General features: G+C 50.7%; 18 protein-coding genes. 15 read left to right on the forward strand and 3 right to left on the reverse strand.

Features of this window, described 5'->3' with window-relative positions:
• Positions 1-23: 23 nt before the first annotated feature.
• Positions 24-755, reverse strand: coding sequence for a glutathione peroxidase (locus BZG76_RS12065; RefSeq protein ID WP_077461547.1), 732 nt, complete (start codon positions 753-755; stop codon positions 24-26).
• 147 nt (positions 756-902) lie between these two features.
• Between BZG76_RS12065 and oxyR the strand changes: the two genes are divergently transcribed.
• Entirely contained in the window at positions 903-1,811 is a 909-nt protein-coding gene (gene oxyR / locus BZG76_RS12070; RefSeq protein WP_077461548.1) for a DNA-binding transcriptional regulator OxyR, read from the forward strand.
• Positions 1,812-1,879: 68 nt separating this feature from the next.
• Here the strand turns inward: oxyR and BZG76_RS12075 are convergent, their stop codons facing one another.
• On the reverse strand, positions 1,880-4,378 hold the full coding sequence (locus BZG76_RS12075; protein ID WP_077461549.1) for a penicillin-binding protein 1A: 2,499 nt from the start codon (positions 4,376-4,378) through the stop codon (positions 1,880-1,882).
• A gap of 141 nt (positions 4,379-4,519) precedes the next feature.
• Here BZG76_RS12075 and pilM point away from each other — a divergent pair, with 141 nt between their 5' ends.
• The 9 genes from pilM (at position 4,520) to BZG76_RS12115 (ending at position 13,159) form a co-directional block, all read left to right on the forward strand.
• Positions 4,520-5,434: a pilus assembly protein PilM gene (gene pilM / locus BZG76_RS15275; protein WP_108742921.1), complete on the forward strand. Its 915-nt coding sequence runs from the start codon at positions 4,520-4,522 to the stop codon at positions 5,432-5,434.
• The gene (locus tag BZG76_RS15385) at positions 5,431-6,009 is read left to right on the forward strand and encodes a PilN domain-containing protein (protein ID WP_158009988.1); all 579 of its coding nucleotides are present in this window, start codon (positions 5,431-5,433) and stop codon (positions 6,007-6,009) included. The genes pilM and BZG76_RS15385 overlap by 4 nt, the downstream gene beginning before the upstream one ends.
• The gene (locus BZG76_RS12085; RefSeq protein WP_077461551.1) at positions 6,009-6,614 is read left to right on the forward strand and encodes a type 4a pilus biogenesis protein PilO; all 606 of its coding nucleotides are present in this window, start codon (positions 6,009-6,011) and stop codon (positions 6,612-6,614) included. The genes BZG76_RS15385 and BZG76_RS12085 overlap by 1 nt, the downstream gene beginning before the upstream one ends.
• Positions 6,615-6,622: 8 nt before the next feature.
• Positions 6,623-7,135: a pilus assembly protein PilP gene (locus BZG76_RS12090; RefSeq protein ID WP_077461552.1), complete on the forward strand. Its 513-nt coding sequence runs from the start codon at positions 6,623-6,625 to the stop codon at positions 7,133-7,135.
• Between the two features lie 15 nt (positions 7,136-7,150).
• Positions 7,151-8,893, forward strand: coding sequence for a type IV pilus secretin PilQ (locus tag BZG76_RS12095; protein WP_443216266.1), 1,743 nt, complete (start codon positions 7,151-7,153; stop codon positions 8,891-8,893).
• Between the two features lie 144 nt (positions 8,894-9,037).
• Positions 9,038-9,556: a shikimate kinase AroK gene (gene aroK, locus BZG76_RS12100; RefSeq protein WP_025739049.1), complete on the forward strand. Its 519-nt coding sequence runs from the start codon at positions 9,038-9,040 to the stop codon at positions 9,554-9,556.
• Between the two features lie 19 nt (positions 9,557-9,575).
• Entirely contained in the window at positions 9,576-10,655 is a 1,080-nt protein-coding gene (gene aroB / locus BZG76_RS12105) for a 3-dehydroquinate synthase (RefSeq protein ID WP_077461554.1), read from the forward strand.
• A gap of 11 nt (positions 10,656-10,666) precedes the next feature.
• Positions 10,667-12,256, forward strand: a complete 1,590-nt coding sequence (locus tag BZG76_RS12110) for an AAA family ATPase (protein ID WP_077461555.1) — start codon at positions 10,667-10,669, stop codon at positions 12,254-12,256.
• A 72-nt stretch (positions 12,257-12,328) separates the two neighbouring features.
• Positions 12,329-13,159 (forward strand): Dam family site-specific DNA-(adenine-N6)-methyltransferase, encoded by an 831-nt coding sequence (locus tag BZG76_RS12115; protein ID WP_077461556.1) that lies wholly within the window; start codon positions 12,329-12,331, stop codon positions 13,157-13,159.
• A 19-nt stretch (positions 13,160-13,178) separates the two neighbouring features.
• On the opposite strand, the gene BZG76_RS12120 is transcribed toward BZG76_RS12115, so the two are convergent.
• Entirely contained in the window at positions 13,179-13,367 is a 189-nt protein-coding gene (locus BZG76_RS12120; protein WP_077461557.1) for a DUF2970 domain-containing protein, read from the reverse strand.
• A gap of 150 nt (positions 13,368-13,517) precedes the next feature.
• On the opposite strand from BZG76_RS12120, the gene rpe reads away from it, so the two are divergent.
• The 5 genes from rpe (at position 13,518) to BZG76_RS12145 (ending at position 19,199) form a co-directional block, all read left to right on the forward strand.
• On the forward strand, positions 13,518-14,192 hold the full coding sequence (gene rpe, locus BZG76_RS12125) for a ribulose-phosphate 3-epimerase (RefSeq protein ID WP_077461558.1): 675 nt from the start codon (positions 13,518-13,520) through the stop codon (positions 14,190-14,192).
• Positions 14,193-14,201: 9 nt separating this feature from the next.
• Positions 14,202-14,882, forward strand: a complete 681-nt coding sequence (locus BZG76_RS12130) for a phosphoglycolate phosphatase (protein ID WP_077461559.1) — start codon at positions 14,202-14,204, stop codon at positions 14,880-14,882.
• A gap of 60 nt (positions 14,883-14,942) precedes the next feature.
• Positions 14,943-15,956, forward strand: coding sequence for a tryptophan--tRNA ligase (gene trpS, locus BZG76_RS12135; protein WP_198532346.1), 1,014 nt, complete (start codon positions 14,943-14,945; stop codon positions 15,954-15,956).
• A gap of 222 nt (positions 15,957-16,178) precedes the next feature.
• On the forward strand, positions 16,179-18,524 hold the full coding sequence (locus BZG76_RS12140; protein ID WP_077461561.1) for an ExeM/NucH family extracellular endonuclease: 2,346 nt from the start codon (positions 16,179-16,181) through the stop codon (positions 18,522-18,524).
• Positions 18,525-18,620: 96 nt separating this feature from the next.
• The gene (locus BZG76_RS12145) at positions 18,621-19,199 is read left to right on the forward strand and encodes an anthranilate synthase component II (protein ID WP_077461562.1); all 579 of its coding nucleotides are present in this window, start codon (positions 18,621-18,623) and stop codon (positions 19,197-19,199) included.
• The last annotated feature ends 317 nt before the right edge of the window (positions 19,200-19,516 follow it).

The raw sequence follows: 19,516 nt of genomic DNA on the forward strand, positions 1-19,516 counted from the left end.
AAGGCTGCCGCCCAAACAGCGGATTACTGGTTTAGGTAAGTGTCGAGCTCTTCGCTGCCACCGATGTGACGGCCACCGATAAATACTTGTGGCACCGTGGCACGGCCGGTGACTGCGCGTAAAGAGACCGTGGTGGCATCTTTACCGAGGATAATTTCTTCGAACTGAAGTCCTTCATCGATCAGTGCTTGTTTTGCTTTGGCACAGAATGGGCAGCCTGGCTTGCTAAACACGGTGATCGAATCTTGCAGTTTATGCTCAGGAGCAATATAGCCCAGCATGGTGTCGGCATCAGAGACCTTGAACGGGTCACCTGGTTCGTTTGGCTCAACAAACATTTTTTCGACCACGCCGTTTTTCACCAGCATGCTGTAGCGCCATGAGCGTTTGCCAAAGCCAAGATCATTTTTGTCGACCAGCATGTCCATGCCATCGGTGAATTCACCGTTACCATCAGGTAGTACATGGATGTTGTCAGCATCTTGGTCGGCTTTCCATGCGTTCATTACAAAGGTGTCATTGACCGAGACACAAACGATGTCATCAACGCCGTGTTGTTGAAAGACAGGGAACAGCTCGTTATAGCGTGGCAGATGCGAAGAAGAACACGTCGGGGTGAACGCGCCTGGCAGGCTGAACACAATGACGGTTTTGTTGGCAAAGATGTCATCGCTGGTCACGTCTTTCCACTGATCGCCTTCGCGAGTGCGGAAGGTTACTTGTGGTACTGGCTGGCCTTCTTTGGTTGCTGTCATGAATCGTTCCTTTTGTTTTCAATTAAAGTTGTTAAGCGAGAAGTGACTCGCTGTGTTTTGATGGGTCTAGTATTGCTAAATAAGATTGATAGCTCTAATCGCTTGATGCTATGGTTTTGATAGTTATCCCCTATAGAAGAGACAACGATGAACATTCGTGACTTGGAGTATTTGGTTGCGTTGGCTGAACACCGACATTTTCGCAAAGCCGCTGAGGCTTGCTTTGTCAGCCAGCCGACCTTGAGTGGCCAAATTCGTAAACTGGAGGATGAACTCGGCGTCAGCTTACTTGAGCGTACCAGTCGTCGGGTTTTGTTCACCGATGCCGGTATGAGGTTAGTACAGCAAGCACGTAACGTATTGCGGGAAGTCACAATTTTAACCGAATTGGCCAGTGAGCAAGGTGAAAGTATGACCGGCCCCCTACATATTGGCTTTATTCCCACCGTGGGGCCGTATCTATTACCCAAAATCATTCCGATGCTGCGAGATTGTTTCCCAGATTTAGAGCTGTTTATTCATGAGGGACAAACCCAGCAACTGGTTCAGCAGTTGGAAGAAGGCAAGCTCGATTGCGTTATCCTAGCCTCTGTCGAAGAAACACAGCACCTTAAAGAGCTGCCACTCTATGATGAGCCGATGTTGCTTGCGGTCAACGAAAAGCACCGGTTGGCGGAATGTGCTGAAGTTGCGCTTGATGTGTTAGACGGGGAAACCTTGTTGATGCTGGGCGATGGCCACTGTTTGCGCGATCAAGCCATGGGCTTTTGTTTTAAAGTCGGTGCGCAAGAGGATCAACGTTTCCGCGCGACCAGTCTAGAAACGTTACGCAACATGGTGGCCGCAGGAAGTGGGATTACCTTATTGCCTCAGCTGTCCGTGCCTGCCGATAAACGCGATGGTGTGGTGTATATCCCCATTACGTCACCGACGCCGTCGCGACAAATCACGCTCGATTATCGCCCTGGATCACCGTTACGAGGACGATATGAACAGCTTGCGGACGCCATTGGTGGCCAGATGACCGCGATAAGGAGCGGCTTAAATCACCGCTAACACAAGATACTGGCATTGAGGTGACAACGCCCACGGATGTGGGCGTTGTGGTTTAAGCGTTTATCGAGTTAAAACAAGGATTCCGTGCTGGACTCGTAAATGTTGCCATCAGACTGATCCGATACATATTCTGTCGGCTCGGTGCCTTTGATAAAGTACTCAAACATCGAGGTATGATCGGTTTTTCTTGTCAGCAGTCCGGTCTCGCGATCGATCCGTACTTTGACTATGCCGGACGGCACCACTTTATTTTGCTCTGGCACGTCAGCGAGAGCTTGTTGCATAAAGTCAATCCAAGCAGGTTCTGCGGTTTTCGCGCCAGATTCCGCCCCATAAATCGGTTGACGCTCGTCGCCTAAATTAGCATTACGAGTGGTGCGACCGAGTTCACGCGAATGATCATCAAAGCCAACCCAAACCGTGGTGACGATACCTGGGCCATAGCCAGTGTACCAAGTATCCTTTGAGTCATTGGTGGTCCCGGTTTTACCGCCGATATCGCGACGTTTAAGCGCTTGAGCGCGCCAGCCCGTGCCGTTCCAACCGGTGCCATAACGCCAATCGCCGCCGCCCCAAATGTTGCTTTGCATCATTTCGCGCACTAAGAAGGCATTTTGTTCATCAATCACTTGCTTGGCATTGCTCGGTGTTGGTTGGTCATTACCATTGTCCGTCAATAAGTTTTGCTCATTAAACGGGTCAGCTTTTTCCGGTTTGCGCTCACAGTGGTCGCATATAACCGGTGGGTTGGCACGATAAATTTCCTCACCGAAGGGCGTTTCTACCCGATCGATGATGAAAGGCCCCATAAAGTAGCCACCATTGGCAAATACGCTAAACCCTTGTGCCATTTCGACGGGGGTTAAGCTGCCTGCCCCCAGAGCAATCGCTTCAGCGCGAGGGAGATCATCACGTTTAAAGCCAAAGCGAGTCAGATAATCTAAGGTATCGTCCAAGCCAACACGACGGAGGACACGCACCGCCATGACGTTTTTCGACTGGGCTAATCCCAATCGTGCGCGCGTCGGGCCGGCATAGCGTGGCGGTGAGTTTTTAGGACGCCATGCCACCCCTTGGCTGCGATCCCAACGGTTAATGGGCGCGTCATTGATAAGGCTGGCTAGCGTCATTCCCTCATTGACTGCCGCCGAGTAAATAAAGGGCTTGATACTTGAGCCCACTTGGCGAACTGACTGTGTGGCACGGTTAAACTTGGAGTGGACAAAGTTAAACCCACCGACCAAGGCTTTGATTGCCCCCGTTGACGGAGACATAGAAACTAAGGCCGTATTGGTGGTAGGTACTTGCGCCAAATGCCAGCTGTCATTGACGCGACGAATAAACACTTGTTGGCCACTGGCGAGGAACGCATCAGCGCGTTTAGGGGCCGGCCCTTGACGGCTATCAGTAATGTATGGGCGCGCCCAGTCGAGTCCTTTCCAAGGCAGCTCGATATCACGACCATTAGGGCCGACAACCTGAGCCGATTGTGCCTTTACATCGGTCACGACCGCAGGCTCCAAGGGGCCGTAACTGGGTTGCTTGGCAAGGTGATCAACAATACGTTGATGTTGCCAGCGTTCGCTAGGTGCTTGCCAAAGCGTGGCTACTGGGCCACGAAAACCATGGCGTCGGTCATAGGCGAGGATATTCTCTATGGCGGCGTGATTGGCCGCGCGCTGCATATCCGCATCCACACTGGTGAAAATACGTACCCCTGAGGTATAGGCGTCTTCGCCAAACTGCTCAATCGCCCAAGCCCTAGCCATTTCAGCAACATAAGGTGCTGAGAGCTCTATTTCGGCGCCATGGTAGCTGGCGACAATAGGCTCATTTTTCGCTTGCTGGTATTCCGCATTAGAAATGTAGCCCTCATTCAACATGCGGCCGAGCACTACGTTCCGTCGCTCGGTTGAGCGTGAAAGCGAGTAAAGTGGGTTCATGGTGGAGGGCGCTTTGGGTAACCCCACGATCACGGCCATTTCGCTTAAGGTCAGTTGATCTAAGGTTTTGCCAAAATACACGTGTGCGGCTGCCCCTACGCCATAAGAGCGATACCCCAAGAAGACTTTGTTGAAATAGAGCTCAAGGATCTCTTCTTTACTGAGCAATTGTTCGATATGCACCGCGATAAAAATTTCTTTTATCTTGCGCATAATTCGCTTTTCGTTGGTCAGGAAGAAGTTTCGTGCTAGCTGTTGGGTGATGGTGCTGGCCCCTTGCTTGGCACTGCCAGACATGGCGACAACCGCCGCGGCACGAACAATACCAATAGGATCAATGCCTGGGTGTTGATAAAAGCGGCTATCTTCGGTGGCAATTAAGGCATCAATCATAGGTTGAGGTATATCCTCGAGTTTGACTGGAATACGCCGTTTTTCGCCGAATTGCGAGATTAACTCACCATCTGCGCTATAGACCTGCATCGGAGTTTGTAGCTCAACATCTTGCAATGTCGCCACATCGGGGAGGTCGGGTTTCACATAAAGGTAAAACCCAAAGATTGTTGTGACTCCAAGCACTGTGCAAACCAGTGCAAAGATAAGCAAACGCTTTATGAACTTCACCTGAGATTTCCCGTTTCGTTGCCGTTTAGCCGTTTAATAATCATACGTGAGTAGTATAAAGGCACCAGCATAAAAAATAACCCGTGATGAGGACAGTTTTGTAAATACTGACCTTACTCTGACGTTGGAGCCTAACACGAAATGATTCCAAGTTCGGCAGTTTTAGGTATCGCTTTGGGCCAAACGGAAAGCCACGCGATTGCGCTATGCCCGTCCCCTTCATCCTTCAAGGTTTCCGGGCATCATATCTTGACCGCTGGTGATGAAGACACCCTGACAACCACGATGAAAACGCTCAAAGACACACTATTGAGCCGAGTGTCCTGGTATCAACGTTTGTCACCGAGTGTGGTGGTAGGCGTTGAGGATGACACCGTGATCAGTAAGACCCTGATGGCAGCCGATGTGGATGATCCTCTCGAGCAGGAAGCCGTGGTCGGACAAGCATTAGGCATGGCGCTCAATATGGAAATTAGTGGTCTTTTCTTCGATTTCACCAAACAGCATGCGTTGAACCATCAGCCAGGACAGGCGCAGTACCAGGTAGTGGCCTGTCGCCAACAGACACTCACGCCAATACTTTCGGCGTTGAAAGACGTGGGATTAAAGGTAAGTGTTGTCGATACGCAGCAGCATGGGCTGCAAGCAGTTTATGATGCGTTGATAGGTCACTACCAACCACAGACTTCACCGCTATGGCTACATCTCGATGCCGGCAAGTTGACGGCGGTGCGCGCGTTATCCGATGGCGGGCTGTACCAACAATCTTTGACCGTCGCAATGCCGCTAGGAGGATCTGGCTCAGAAGGCGAGGCAACGGCATCCTCTCGCGTTCTACAACAACATTTGGATCATGCCTATCAACGCGTGGAGAGCGAACACGCGGTGCCTATCTCAACCTTATGGCTAAGCGGTCACTGGCCCAGCGACATTCTCTGCCCCTCATCTGCCCAACGTGTGTTTATTCAACCTGGCGAACCCTTTGGCGCGCCCTCTCTAAGCCCTCATGCTTGCTCGGCGCTTGGGCTTGCGCTCCGAGGAGCGAGCGGTTCATGAGGATTAACTTACTCCCCTGGCGCGCGCAAGTGCAACGTCGACAGGCACGCCATTTTATCCTGCAAACCCTTGCGGTTGTGGGGAGCGCACTGATCATCGGGATGGGATTCATCCAGTGGCAGCATTATCAGATAGCGGGGCAGCAACACCGTAATCAACAACTTGAACAAGGCATCACGCAGTTTAAACAAACCTTAGTGCGCTTTGAGCAACAAGACACTAAACGTCGCGCCTTGCAATCACGGCTCGGGTTGGTCAATCAACTGCAAAGACAGCGTAATAATGTCACTGAGGTGCTCAACTTTATACCGACGGTGATGCCTGCTGGTGCCTATTTAACCCGGTTGGCACAACAAAAAGGCCATATCCGTTTAGAAGGGTGGGTGAATTCAAACGCAGAGCTCGCGCGTTTGCTGGCCGCGTTGGAAGCGCAGCAAGCGGTAGAGGGGCTCGATATCGATACCGTAGTGACGGGTGATCACACCGTCGGGCCCAATAAACGGTTTCGACTGAGCTTTTCACTGACACACTATGTTTCCCCCCAATTACCGGAGCGCGAGGAGGACGAACAGTGATGGATTCGATGGCATGGGAGTGGCGACGACTACCGTTTGCGCCTTGGTCGGTAAAGCTGAGTTTATGGGGTGCTTTACTGATAGTAATGGGGTATGTCGGCTGGTTAGGCGCTGGACAGCCAAATCAAGCGACCTTGCTTGATGCTCACCGGCAAGAGTCTCACCTGAAAGCACGTTATCGACAGTTAGCGCATGAGGTGGCTGCGTTACCCGATGTCCAGGCGCAAATAGAGACGCTTAATCAACGCTACGCAAGACTGATTCAGCAATTGCCTGAGGAAGAAGAGCTCGCGGGCCTGCTGGCTGGTGTGAACGAGGTGGGGATGCGTCACCAGTTGCAGTTTGAAACGCTCGCATGGCAGCCGAGAAAGCAAGGAAGCTGGCTAGACGCCATTCCAATCAACATTGTGCTTGAAGGCCAGTATCGAGATATTGGCGCGTTCAGTGCCGATATTGCCGCGATGACTCGCTTAGTGTCATTGCAGGACTTTGTCCTCGCGCGCGAGGCCGAACAGCCGCCGTCTGCAGCGCCATTGCAATTTTCGGTGTCTGCGACGACGTATCGCTATACCGGCCGCCCCGCGCTCAATCAACCCACAAACTAGGACGCGTCATGTTAAGAGCCAGTGTATTTGTGTTGATCGTGATCTTGAGTGGTTGTCAAAAAACGGATGATGACATTCATCAATTTATGCGCCAGGTGCAAGCGCAAGCGACGGTTACCGCGACACGCATGCCGCCGCCTAGTGTTTATCAACCTGTCCCCTTTGCAAAAGAAACGCGCGATCCATTTGTTTTATCGGTCGCAGCAGACCCACAACGGATGTCTCCTGGTGATTGCTGGCAACCGGCCTTGCATTGGCGTGACAGTCCGCTTTCAACCTTACCTTTAACACAACTTGAAATGAAAGGAAGCCTCACTAAAGGGGGGCAAAAACAGGCACTCATTGCTTTGCCGAATGGGATGGTCAAGCAAGTCGCACGTGGCGACCGGCTTGGTGAACACCACGGCCGAGTGATGGCGGTGACGCGTGATCATGTCGCGATAAACCAGGCACTACCTGATGGTTTAGGATGCTGGCAGCAACGGACCGTGACGCTTTCAATCGAACCTAACCTGTCGTAAAGGATAACTGTTATGATGATTTTCGCGGCGTATAACGCCCGATATACCCTTATACCGTGGTCGCTTGTGCGCGTGGCGCTGATCCTGGTGTGTTTTATGGGCGCGTCCGCTCAGGCTGCGGAGATGACAACCTTGAGCCAGTTACAGTTAACCCGCTCTGCTCAGGGAGAGGCACAACTGATTTTGGGCTTCGACAGCCCTGCGATCATGGCGGATTTTCGTCAGCCGAGCGCCGATCAACTCCATATCCGATTACCGCAGGTAACGATTAAACCGTCATTAATGAAGCGGATCGATACCCAAGACAGGGATTCAGCAATTACTGCGATCGATGTGTCGCAATCCTCTGGACACGCAAAAATTTATCTGCAAGCGGCGCAAGCGATCGCCTTTGATTACCATCAACAAAAACAACAATTAGTGGTAACCATACAAGCCACCGAACCGACGACAGCTGCATCCTTTGATCCGAATGCACCGATTTCGATCAACTTCCAAGACATTCCAGTTCGCGCTGTACTCCAACTGATTGCTGAGCAAAATCAGTTTAATTTAGTCACCTCAGACAGTGTTCAGGGCAATATCACCATGCGGATTGACGGTGTGCCTTGGCAAGACGTGTTAGAGGTTATCTTAAGAGTGAAAGGGCTGGACAAGCGTCAACGTGGCGAGGTGATGCTTGTTGCCCCTCGTCGAGAGCTGATGGCGCAAGAAAAACAGGATTTGGAAATGGCGCAGCAAGCAGAAACCTTGTTGCCGCTATCGTCGGCGGTTATCACCGTGAATTACGCCAAAGCCAGTGAGGTAGCCGCATTAATTCGCGGTCAAACGCAAGGCGTGAGCTTGTTATCTCCAAGGGGGGCGGTGTCGCTGGATGAGCGGACCAATGCGATCATCATTCGCGATATTGACAAAAACATTGATCGTATCCGCACCTTGGTTCAGCACCTCGATGTGCCGGTTAAGCAGGTGGAAATCGAAGCGCGTATTGTCACGGTAGAGCAAGGCTCGGTCGACGAGCTTGGCGTACGTTGGGGGCTTTTGAATCGCAACGGCTCAACCACGGTGGGATCCTCGGTCGAAGGGAATATCATGTGGGATAGCGATTTGGCGCAGCAAGGTCCTGATAGCCTAAATGAAGCCGCCGGTGAGGGGAGCAGTATTGGTGATTTCCTCAATGTTAATTTAGCTGCAGTCAATCCTTCTGCCTCGAGCATGGCCTTTCAAGTGGCTAAGTTAGGCAACGATTTACTGCTCGACTTGGAGCTTTCTGCGCTCGAGAGCGAACGAAAAGCCGAAGTGGTCTCGAGCCCAAGATTAATCACCACCAACAAAAAAGCCGCCTATATTGAACAAGGGACAGAGCTGCCGTATTTGGAAGCCTCTTCCAGTGGGGCGGTGGCCGTCTCTTTTAAGAAAGCGGTGTTGAGTTTGTCGGTCACGCCTCAGATCACGCCGGATAATACCTTGGTGCTGGATTTAAAGCTGACCCAAGATATGCCGGAAAAGTCGGTCGTGGCCGGAAAAGGTGAGGCGATGTCGATCAGTACCAAACGGATCAATACCCAAGTCTTGGCGCGGAATGGTGAAACTGTGGTCTTAGGTGGCATTTTTCAGCACACGATGATCAACAAAGAAACCAAAGTGCCTCTCCTTGGAGATATTCCCTTGCTCGGAGGTTTGTTTCGACATCAGTTAAAAGACCATGCAAAACGCGAACTTCTGATCTTTGTGACCCCTAAAATCGTCACAGGGTAGGTTAGGTGTTGCCAAAGGGGTCACTGTCCTGAGATAATTTTTAATCTGATCACGAAATATCTGTGAGGAATTGGCGCCTCGGGCTTTTTACATTAAGCCTGCGGGCGGTGTTGTCTTATTTAACCGCGCGTAAAATTGCTTAAAATGGCTGAAAAACGAAACATCTTTTTGGTAGGCCCTATGGGGGCTGGTAAAAGCACAATTGGTCGTCATCTCGCTCAGCAACTTCACATGGAATTCTATGATTCTGATTCAGTGATTGAAGATCGTACTGGAGCAGACATTGCATGGGTCTTTGACGTTGAGGGTGAAGAAGGTTTCCGTAAACGCGAAGAAAACGTGATAAACGACCTCACTGAAGAGCAAGGTATCGTTCTCGCGACTGGCGGTGGCTCGATTATGAGCAAAGAAAGCCGTAATCGCCTCTCTGCTCGTGGGGTGGTGGTGTATTTGGAAACCACCATCGAAAAGCAGCTCGCACGTACCCAACGCGATAAGAAACGACCATTGTTGCAAACTGACCAACCACGTGAAGTGCTGGAATCATTGGCAGAAGAACGTAATCCTTTGTATCAAGAAATAGCGGATTACGTTGTACGAACTGATGATCAAAGCGCTAAAGTGGTGGCAAATCAAATCATGGCGCTCTTAGAGCAGCAATAACCGACCACAGGACCCGACCATGGAACGGATAGACGTTAACTTAGGGGCACGTAGCTACCCTATCTCGATTGGTGAAGGGCTGTTAGCAGATGCGAGCCTGTTTGAGGGCGTCCATTCCCGTCGGGTTGCTGTTATTAGCAATGAGACAGTGATGCCGCTTTATAGCGCCACTCTGGTCTCAACCCTTCAGCGGGCAGGCGCAACTGATGTAGCCTGCCTTAGCTTGCCTGATGGTGAAGCGTATAAATCGCTCGAAACGTTTAACACCATCAACACCTTTCTTTTAGAAAATAATTATAACCGTGATGTCGTGCTCGTCGCCCTCGGGGGCGGCGTGATTGGCGATATTGTTGGATTTGCCAGTGCTTGTTACCAGCGCGGCGTTGATTTTATTCAAGTTCCCACGACATTACTGTCGCAAGTCGATTCGTCCGTCGGTGGGAAAACAGCAATTAATCATCCTCTTGGCAAAAACATGATTGGCGCATTTTATCAACCCAAAGCGGTGGTGATTGATACGCAGGTGCTAAGCACCTTGTCCGGTCGTGAGTTTGCTGCGGGGATGGCAGAAGTGATCAAGTATGGTGTGATTGCCGATGCCCCTTTCTTTGATTGGCTTGACAGTGAAATGGTGGCGCTGACCGCGCTCTCTCCTGATGCATTGATTTACGCGATAAGGCGTTGTTGTCAAATCAAAGCCGATGTGGTGGCCGAAGATGAAACCGAAACAGGCGTACGCGCGCTGTTGAATTTGGGGCACACGTTTGGTCATGCGATTGAAGCCGAAATGGGCTACGGCAATTGGCTTCATGGTGAAGCGGTCTCGGCTGGAACCGTGTTGGCGGCACAAACGGCGTGCCAGCATGGCTTGATTGATGAAAAAACGGTTACTCGCATCACGGCCCTGTTACAAAGTGCACATCTTCCCGTGCAGGCTCCCCGTGAAATGGACTACGATGCTTTTATTAAGCACATGATGCGTGATAAAAAAGTGCTTTCAGGACAGTTGCGTCTGGTTTTACCAACAGCGATAGGCCAGGCTCAAGTGGTTGCAGATGTTCCACACCAGCTAATCGCTGATGTGATTGATGCCGGTTAACCATTGAATGCATGACAGACACGTTTGATACGCTAGCTCTGGATCTGGAAAGCCAAACCCAGCTCCTTTCTCGACTGCAATTTATCACTCGATTTAGCGCGAATCTGATCCAAGTCACCGGGCCTGATGGGGCGGGTAAAACCTGGTTAAGTGAGCGCTACATGGAGCAGTGGGCGGATGCCCATGTTCATGCCTTACTCGCGTGCCATACGGCACAAAGCGATGACCAACGTCGCGCTATCTTGCTGCGACAAATTGTCAAAGACGGTGTTTTTAATCAAGCGGATCCGCTGTTAGATAGCTTGACGATGATGCTTGACGGGGCTGGGTGTGATGCACTCATTGTGATTGATGATGCGCATCGGCTGACTCCTGGATTACTGTCTGAGCTATGGGCGTTGGTGCAATATGCACAGCATCAAGCACACTGGCGGATTAATGTTGTACTCTTTGCCTTGCCAGGAAAGTTGAACAAGTGGCTACGTCAGGTGTCTTACGGGCACGACCAAAAGCCGCTGGAGCTCGAGATCTCGCCGCTTAATGACGGTGAAGAAGAGATGTTCATCGATGTGTTAGCCGTCACGCAACGTATTGATGCAGCGGGTAAAAAACAGTGGTTAGCCAAGCTTGCTAATCAAACCGTTTACCCCGGCACCATCATGGGAAAGGACAATCAGGAGATAGGCGCTGTGAGTAAAGACAATAAAAAGCCCGCGAAAAATAATAAACCCTTTTTAATGCTGCTGTTGGCCGTGGTGCTGATGATTGTGGGTGCCGGTGCGATCTGGTGGGCTTTTCCGAGTCAAGATGACGCCTCGTCGGCTGAGACAATGCTCCCTGACGGGTTAAAAAACTTGGATGATTTGCTCAACGAGCAGCAAGCGACCACTGACCCACAAACCCTTGATGGGCAAGAGACGGGCCAAGATAGCAACTCGGCAGTGGATCAAACCGACACCGTAGCGGGATCGAATGCAGCGGTGACCGATGATCAGGCGAATTTACCGCAGGAAGTCAACGGTGAGGGGTTAACCGTCGGTCGCAATGATGCGGGCCAGAGAGTGGTTTTACCTGATGATGTTGTCGACGCCATTATTAACGAACAAGATGCCGGTGGCGATGGCACCCAGGCGGTTGAGGAACCACTTGCTAGCGAGATTAACCAAGCGATTCCTGCGCCCGCGACACCGGATGAGCCCTCAGATCTGGCGCAATCGCAAAATACCGCCGCCTCGCCGTCTACAGAGGCAGCATCTACAGAGACAGCGTCGACAGCGGCCAGTGATGATCGCTTATCTTTTGACGCGCAAGCTTTGCTTGATGTACCTGCCCAGCGTTATGCCCTGCAGCTTGCAGCCTTGCGTTCGCGTCAAGATGCGACAGACTTTATCGCTAACTACCAACTGAGTGATCGGGTTCAGGTATATCAAACCCAACGCAACAATGCTGACTGGTACATGGTGTTACTGGGTGATTATGCCAGCGTCACGGATGCGCGTCGTGCGGAACTGACATTGGCGGATAATCTGCGGGCGCTGCAGCCGTTTGTGAAGTCTTTTAGTCAGGTTCACCGTGAAATCAACCGCGCAAATGGGCAGTAAAATCCGCTGATTGATGAGCCAAAATAGGGTACAATCCGCCCCTTTTCACACCGCAGAGATAGATCAGGGGCAATGAGAAAGCATCGCGCGTTTCTAAAGTGGGCTGGTGGTAAATACTCGCTAGTCGATGACATTCGTCGTCATCTTCCCGAAGGGAACACGCTTATCGAGCCCTTCGTCGGTGCTGGATCGGTATTTTTAAACACCGATTACGAACATTACATTCTGGCTGACATCAACCCAGATCTTATCAATCTATACAATATTATTAAGCAAACGCCGTTGCGTTTTGTGGCGGATGCGCGCGTCTTCTTTTGCCAAGAGTACAACCAAAAAGAGCGCTATCTAGATGTCCGCCGGGAGTTTAACCTTACCACAGACCCTTATTTGCGTTCGCTGTACTTTTTGTATATGAATCGTCACGGCTTTAATGGCTTGTGTCGGTACAATAAAAAAGGCGGTTTCAATGTCCCATTTGGGTCGTACAAAAAGCCATATTTTCCGGAAAAAGAGCTCGCGATCTTTGCAGAAAAGGCCCAGCGTGCGGAATTTGTATGTGAAGGGTATGGGGAGAGTTTTGCTCGGGCGACGAAAGGGACAGTGATTTATTGCGATCCCCCTTACGCGCCTTTAACTGCTACGGCGAATTTTACCACCTACGCCACCAATGGTTTTACGCTGGATGATCAAGCCTTGCTGGCTGAGCATGCTGAGCAAGCATCGTTGGCCCAAGGGGTGCCGGTATTAATCTCCAATCACGATACGCCCTATACACGCCGTTTATATCGTGGTGCGAGTTTTAATGTGGTGAAAGTTAAGCGTACCATCAGCCGTAATGGCAATGGTCGTAATAAGGTGGATGAGCTATTGGCACTTTTTTCCCCTCAGCCATCCACGCCTTAAGCGCTGTTGCCTCAAGCGCTCACGTCAACCAGCTCACGATCACCAGCAGCGCGCCAATGACGAGTCCGATCATGATAACGCCGGTAATGATATAAATTGCCGGTGAATCATAGCCGAAATCTCGCTCGCGATTGCGTTGTGATTGCACCCCAAACAAAGCAGCGACGACACTTGTCACTACCTGTTTTAGTCTAGGTTTTTCGCCCATCCTGCCTCCATTTTCAGCTTCTGTTTTTACTCTAGTTAATTCTCTGGCACTTGCCAGTGTTCGCTGAGATTAAGCATGGTTAAGGTAAGACTTCATGGCCGATATCGGGTAGAATTACGGCGACTTTTTGGCAATTGAGGCGACCGCACTATGAAGGATTTTTTGATTGCGCCATCGATTTTATCTGCAGACTTTGCCCGATTGGGTGAAGAAGTTGAAAACGTATTGGCGGCGGGTGCAGATGTGATTCACTTTGATGTGATGGATAACCATTACGTTCCGAACCTGACATTTGGTGCCCCGGTTTGTCAGGCTTTACGTRACTATGGGATCACCGCACCGATTGATGTTCACTTGATGGTTAAGCCGGTCGACCGCATTATTCCTGATTTTGCTAAAGCGGGCGCGAACATGGTGACGTTTCATGCTGAAGCCAGTGAGCATATTGACCGCACGTTGCAGTTGATCAAAGAGCACGGCATGCAAGCGGGTTTGGTCTTTAACCCGGCAACGCCGCTCCACCACTTAGATTATGTGATGGATAAGCTCGATATGATCCTGTTGATGTCGGTCAATCCTGGGTTTGGCGGCCAGTCTTTTATTCCCACCACCTTAGATAAACTGCGTGAGGTCCGTCAGCGTATTGATGCCAGCGGGCGAGATATTCGTCTGGAAATTGACGGCGGTGTAAAGGCCAATAACATTGCAGACGTTGCCCAAGCGGGCGCGGATATGTTTGTCGCAGGGTCGGCCATTTTTGGTCAACCGGATTATAAAACCGCAATTGAAGAAATGCGTGCCGAACTGGCAAAAGTAGAAAGGTAATGAAGTCGTATGAGCCTGCGTTATATTGCATTTGATTTAGATGGCACCTTGGTTGATAGCGTGCCCGATTTGACCCAAGCGCTGCAGATGATGCTGGCGGATTTGGACCGGCCAACAGTGAGTGTAGCCGAGGTGACCGGTTGGATAGGGAATGGTGCGGATATTATGATTCGTCGCGCATTGTCCCGTGCGCATGATTATGATCCGAGCCTGGACCCTGCGCTCGTTGCAAAAGCTCGAGAACGTTTTAACTACCATTATGAGCACAATGGTCACGAAAAAACGGTGCTATATCCTGGCGTGAAAGAGACGCTCACCGCGTTGCACCAGCAGGGTTATCAGCTGGGCGTCGTCACCAATAAACCGTTCGCTTTCGTGCCTGCTATTTTAGAGGATTTAGGTTTAGCGGCCTTGTTCAGTGATGTGATTGGTGGTGATAGTCTGTCAACCAGCAAACCTGACCCAGAAGGCTTGCACCTGTTGCGCGATAAGCATGGCTTAACCAATGCCCAGATGTTGATGGTCGGTGACTCAAAAAATGATATCTTAGCAGCACACAATGCGGGAATGGCCTCCGTTGGCCTCACTTATGGCTACAACTACGGTGAGCCAATCAGTGACAGCCAACCTAGCTATGTACTGGACCATTTTAGCCAGCTAGAGGCAGTGGTGGCCAATTACTCCGCGTAACGCTTTTTACCAGCAAATAAAACCGCCCACACGGGCAACATGTAAAGGAACCGAATCATCATGAGTCAATCTTCGAAACCCATTGTATTGAGTGGTGTGCAGCCCTCAGGCGAGCTGAGTATTGGTAATTATCTGGGCGCGTTGCGTCAGTGGGAACAGATGCAAGATGATTATGATTGCCAGTACTGTGTGGTGGATTTGCATGCCATTACGGTTCACCAAGAGGCGGATTCCCTGCGCGAAGCGACTTTAGATGCGCTAGCGCTGTGTCTCGCGGTGGGAGTCAGTCCAGAAAAAAGCAACTTGTTTGTCCAGTCCCACGTGCCTGAGCATGCGCAACTCAGCTGGGTATTAAACTGCTACACCCAAATGGGTGAGTTGAATCGGATGACCCAGTTTAAAGATAAGTCGCAGCGCCATGCAGAGAACATTAACGCGGGATTGTTTAGTTATCCGGTATTGATGGCGGCAGACATTCTTTTGTATCAAACCAACCAAGTGCCGGTGGGTAACGATCAAAAGCAGCACCTTGAACTGGCGCGTGACGTTGCGACCCGTTTTAATAATCGCTATGGCGATGTGTTTGCTCTGCCTGAGCCTTACACACCCGATGTCAATGCGCGGGTGATGAGCCTGCAAGATCCGACCAAAAAAATGTCGAAATCTGACGATAACCGTAACAATGTGATCGGGCTGCTCGAAGATCCAAAAGCGATTGCGAAAAAAATCAAACGTGCGGTCACGGACTCAGAAGAGCCGCCGCGTGTCCGTTTTGATAGTGCACAAAAACCGGGTGTTTCCAACTTGCTTGGGTTATTGTCTGGGGCGACGGGTGAGTCAATTGATACGCTAGAAAAAGCGTATGAAGGCAAGATGTATGGCCACCTGAAAAAAGACACTGCAGACGCCGTCGTCGCGATGCTAGAGCCGTTGCAAGCGCGCTATCATGCGTTTCGAGCTGATCGCGCAATGCTCGATAGTGTGATGCAAAAAGGGGCGGCGCATGCCTCTGCACGGGCACAAGACACCTTACGCAAAGTCTATGATGCGGTCGGTTTTGTGCCACGTGTGTAGCACGCGTTTGTAATAGTACAAACCTGGTATAATCACAAAATAAGTAAGCAGCGGGCCAGTCTCGCTGCTTTTTTGATCAAGGTTGAACCGGCCTCTCACTTCTAACGAATTCATCAATAATCGCTAGCCTCGATGCGATTCATATCACGTCATATTCTGTATCTATCATGAATAATGCACCCGATTTTCGAGTAAACACTCAATTTACGTGAAGGAACAGGTATGAAAAAGCCATTGATGTGGTCGCCCCTTGCTTTGGTGCTGGCCGGCGTTGCACTGCCCGCGGCGGCAAAAGCGCCACTTACCGAGAACTACCAATGTGGGGTGACAACCCCAACCCCCATCTACGCCATTCAAGGTGATGGTGCACGGAGCCCGCTCGTCCCAGATGGCCAATATAGCTCAGACAAAACCTATGCTGTACAAGGGGTGGTGACGGCGATCACCCAAGGCCTATACAAAGGGGTCTGGATTCAAGATCCGCAAGGCGATGGTAACCCGGCAACGTCCGACGGATTGTTTGTCTATTTGCGTGACGCGCAAGACTTAGACTTGGTGCCCGGTGATACGCTTTGTGCCAGCGGGAAAATCAAAGAGTATTACGGGCATACCCAACTGGGTGTTACCGATGAACAAGTGGCTAAGGGAGCACCTCAGGGGACGATTGCACCGACGGCACTCCGTGTTCAACCCGATGAGACTTTGCACGAGGCACTTGAGCGCTACGAAGGGATGTACGTCACCATGGACGCGGATAGCGATTTGGTGATCACGCGTAACTTTGGCTTTGACTACGATGCCTTCCGTAACAATATGGTGTTATCGCATCAATCCCCTTTATACAAACCCACGCAACAGTATCCCGCGTTAACGCCTGACGCTGAGGCACTCGCCGCGAAAAATAGCGATAACCAGCTGTATATCGAGAGCGATCAAAAAGCGAAAGACGGCAAGATCCCATATTTTCCAGGCTTAGATGCCGAGCAGGGATATCTACGTATTGGCGATCGGGTCGAGCGTTTGAGCGGTGTTATGGGTTATAGCTACAACCAATACCGACTTGTTGCAACAAACACCATCACTGCCGGTGATATTGTGCACCAAAATGATCGTCAACCGGCACCGAATAACGTGCCTGGCGCTGACATTAAGGTGGCCAGTTTTAACGTACTTAACTATTTCACCAGCGCCAGTGCGGTCGGTGGCCCACTCAACGTGACCTGTAATGATCGTGCCGATGCCGATGCGAATCGTGGCTGTAACCGTGGGGCGAAAACGGCGGCTGAGTTTGGGTTGCAACGCACTAAAATTGTCAATGCACTCACCGCGATGGACGCCGACATTGTCGGTTTGATGGAAATTGAGAATAWTGGCTTTGAGGCTGGCAGCGCCATTGCTGATCTGGTGACCCATTTAAATGCGCAATTTGCTGACTCGCGTGATCATTACCAATTTGTCGAACCCAGTGACCAAGAGAAAAATCAGGGCGCCTATTTTGGCTCAGATGCGATTATGGTGGGCATGATTTATCGCCCCGCGAAGGTCAATCTCGCAGGTGAGGCGCAAGCGGTACCCATGCCAGAGCAGCATATCAGCGGCGAAAGTCCAGACGGAGAAACTAAGACACTCGACAAATACCAGCGTGATAGCCTAATTCAACGTTTTATGGTTAATGACCAGCCGCTCAGTGTGGTGGTGAATCACTTTAAATCGAAAGGCTCAGGCTGCTATGAAGACTGGATTGCGGGTGAGTTTGATACTGATACCGCGGATATGCAGGGACACTGCAATGCGTTTCGCGTGTCTGCCGCCGTTGCATTGCGTGACCATCTCAAAGCGGTCGACGGTGACGTATTAATTTTGGGTGATCTCAATGCTTATGCGCAAGAAGATCCGGTGCGGGTGCTAACGGATTATCAGCGTACTGAGGGCCAGCGCGATATTATCACCGCGGCGGGCACTGAAATTCGTGGTGTGCCTATGCATCCAACGCCAAGCGTCGTTGAGCAAGGTCTTGGTTATACCAACCTCGCAACGCAGTGGTTAGGGGATAAAGCCTACTCGTACTCATTTTCTGGAGAGCTGGGCGCGTTAGATCATGCACTCGCCAATGCCAGTTTGGCGAGCAAAGTGGTCGGGGTGGAAGAGTGGCATATTAACTCAGTAGAGAGCACTCTGTTTGAGTACAGCCGACAATATAGCGGAGAATTGGTGAAATCGAGTAATCCATTCTCGTCATCCGATCACGATCCTGTGCTGATCTCACTCGATTATCCTGAGCCCGTGGTCCCCGTCTCGGTGACGATCAATAATCGCAGTTTCTTGCCTATTATCCCCTTACTTAATGGACAAAAAAGTCCGGATCATGCGTGGATGAAATGGCGCGCGACGCGCACCTTTGACCAGGCTAGCCCTTTGGTTCAATCCTTGGCGCTGCAGACGGATGATTCGATAAGGGTATCCGTGAAAGCGCTAGGGCTGATCCCGGTTTACTGCGGCCGTGCACCTGCAGATAGCGCGATGACGGTTAAATACACCGGATTTCGCTGTCAGCTCACCCAGCCGTAATCTTGTGGCGGGCAGCGAAGGTTGCTCGCACCTGGATGACGCCTATTCAGCACTGTGGTAGCATCATGCCGGTTTTCCATCGCATGGCGTAGCACAGTGCTTCTTATCATCGATAATTACGATTCCTTTACCTATAACCTTTATCAGTACTTTTGTGAGCTGGGCGCATCGGTCCATGTTGCGCGAAATGACGCCATTAGTGTGGCGGATATTGAGGTGATGGCTCCCTCGCACATCGTTATCTCCCCTGGCCCTTGTACCCCGGATGAAGCGGGGATTTCCTTAGCGGTGATTGCACACTTTGCCGGGAAAATTCCAATTTTAGGGGTTTGTCTTGGCTATCAGGCGCTGGCACAAGTATTTGGCGCGAACGTCGTGAGAGCTCGTACGGTAATGCATGGCAAAACGTCCCAAGTTACCCACCAAGGAGAAGGGGTCTTCGCAGGCCTGCCTAGCCCTGTCACTGTCACGCGTTATCATTCTTTATTAGTTGAACCTCAAAGCCTACCTCACTGTTTGGCCGTCACAGCGACCGCTATCGATAACGATGGCAGTGAGATTATAATGGCGCTCAAACATCGGCAGCTGGCGATTGAGGGGGTGCAATTTCATCCGGAAAGTATTCTGACGGAGCAGGGCCATGCCTTGTTAGCCAATTTTCTTCAACAATCTTAGGTAGCGGTGCGGGCAGGTTAATATGTTCGTCTTTTGACGCTCTATCTGTGGCGGCCTCTATCGTGCAGCCTTTACCGTATGTCTTCCTTTCTTGAGTCTTTTTTTTCAGCAATGGTTGCAAAAAATAGCGATCTTTATCACTAATTTTACATTTCGCTGTTTTTAATCACTTTGTCAACGGCTGCAACCTTATGCAACTGTCGGTCTCTAGTCCGTTAATCTTGCCTTCTTAGCATCATAGCCTTACTCACTTTCATCTTCTCTTTGCTCACAGTTTATGCATAACTATCTCTTTAAACTGCATGAGCTTTGTTACC

It is taken from the genome of Salinivibrio sp. AR647, assembly GCF_001995415.1.
GTDB classification, from domain to species: Bacteria; Pseudomonadota; Gammaproteobacteria; order Enterobacterales; family Vibrionaceae; genus Salinivibrio; species Salinivibrio costicola.

Coding starts and splice junctions, on each gene's coding strand:
- aroB (WP_077461554.1), top strand. CDS start 9,576: ATGGAACGGATAGACGTTAACTTAGGGGCACGTAGCTACCCTATCTCG.
- BZG76_RS12120 (WP_077461557.1), bottom strand. CDS start 13,367: ATGGGCGAAAAACCTAGACTAAAACAGGTAGTGACAAGTGTCGTCGCT.
- BZG76_RS12115 (WP_077461556.1), top strand. CDS start 12,329: ATGAGAAAGCATCGCGCGTTTCTAAAGTGGGCTGGTGGTAAATACTCG.
- BZG76_RS12110 (WP_077461555.1), top strand. CDS start 10,667: ATGACAGACACGTTTGATACGCTAGCTCTGGATCTGGAAAGCCAAACC.
- trpS (WP_198532346.1), top strand. CDS start 14,943: ATGAGTCAATCTTCGAAACCCATTGTATTGAGTGGTGTGCAGCCCTCA.
- BZG76_RS12095 (WP_443216266.1), top strand. CDS start 7,151: ATGATTTTCGCGGCGTATAACGCCCGATATACCCTTATACCGTGGTCG.
- BZG76_RS15385 (WP_158009988.1), top strand. CDS start 5,431: ATGAGGATTAACTTACTCCCCTGGCGCGCGCAAGTGCAACGTCGACAG.
- BZG76_RS12065 (WP_077461547.1), bottom strand. CDS start 755: ATGACAGCAACCAAAGAAGGCCAGCCAGTACCACAAGTAACCTTCCGC.
- pilM (WP_108742921.1), top strand. CDS start 4,520: ATGATTCCAAGTTCGGCAGTTTTAGGTATCGCTTTGGGCCAAACGGAA.
- BZG76_RS12090 (WP_077461552.1), top strand. CDS start 6,623: ATGTTAAGAGCCAGTGTATTTGTGTTGATCGTGATCTTGAGTGGTTGT.
- BZG76_RS12130 (WP_077461559.1), top strand. CDS start 14,202: ATGAGCCTGCGTTATATTGCATTTGATTTAGATGGCACCTTGGTTGAT.
- aroK (WP_025739049.1), top strand. CDS start 9,038: ATGGCTGAAAAACGAAACATCTTTTTGGTAGGCCCTATGGGGGCTGGT.
- BZG76_RS12085 (WP_077461551.1), top strand. CDS start 6,009: ATGGATTCGATGGCATGGGAGTGGCGACGACTACCGTTTGCGCCTTGG.
- oxyR (WP_077461548.1), top strand. CDS start 903: ATGAACATTCGTGACTTGGAGTATTTGGTTGCGTTGGCTGAACACCGA.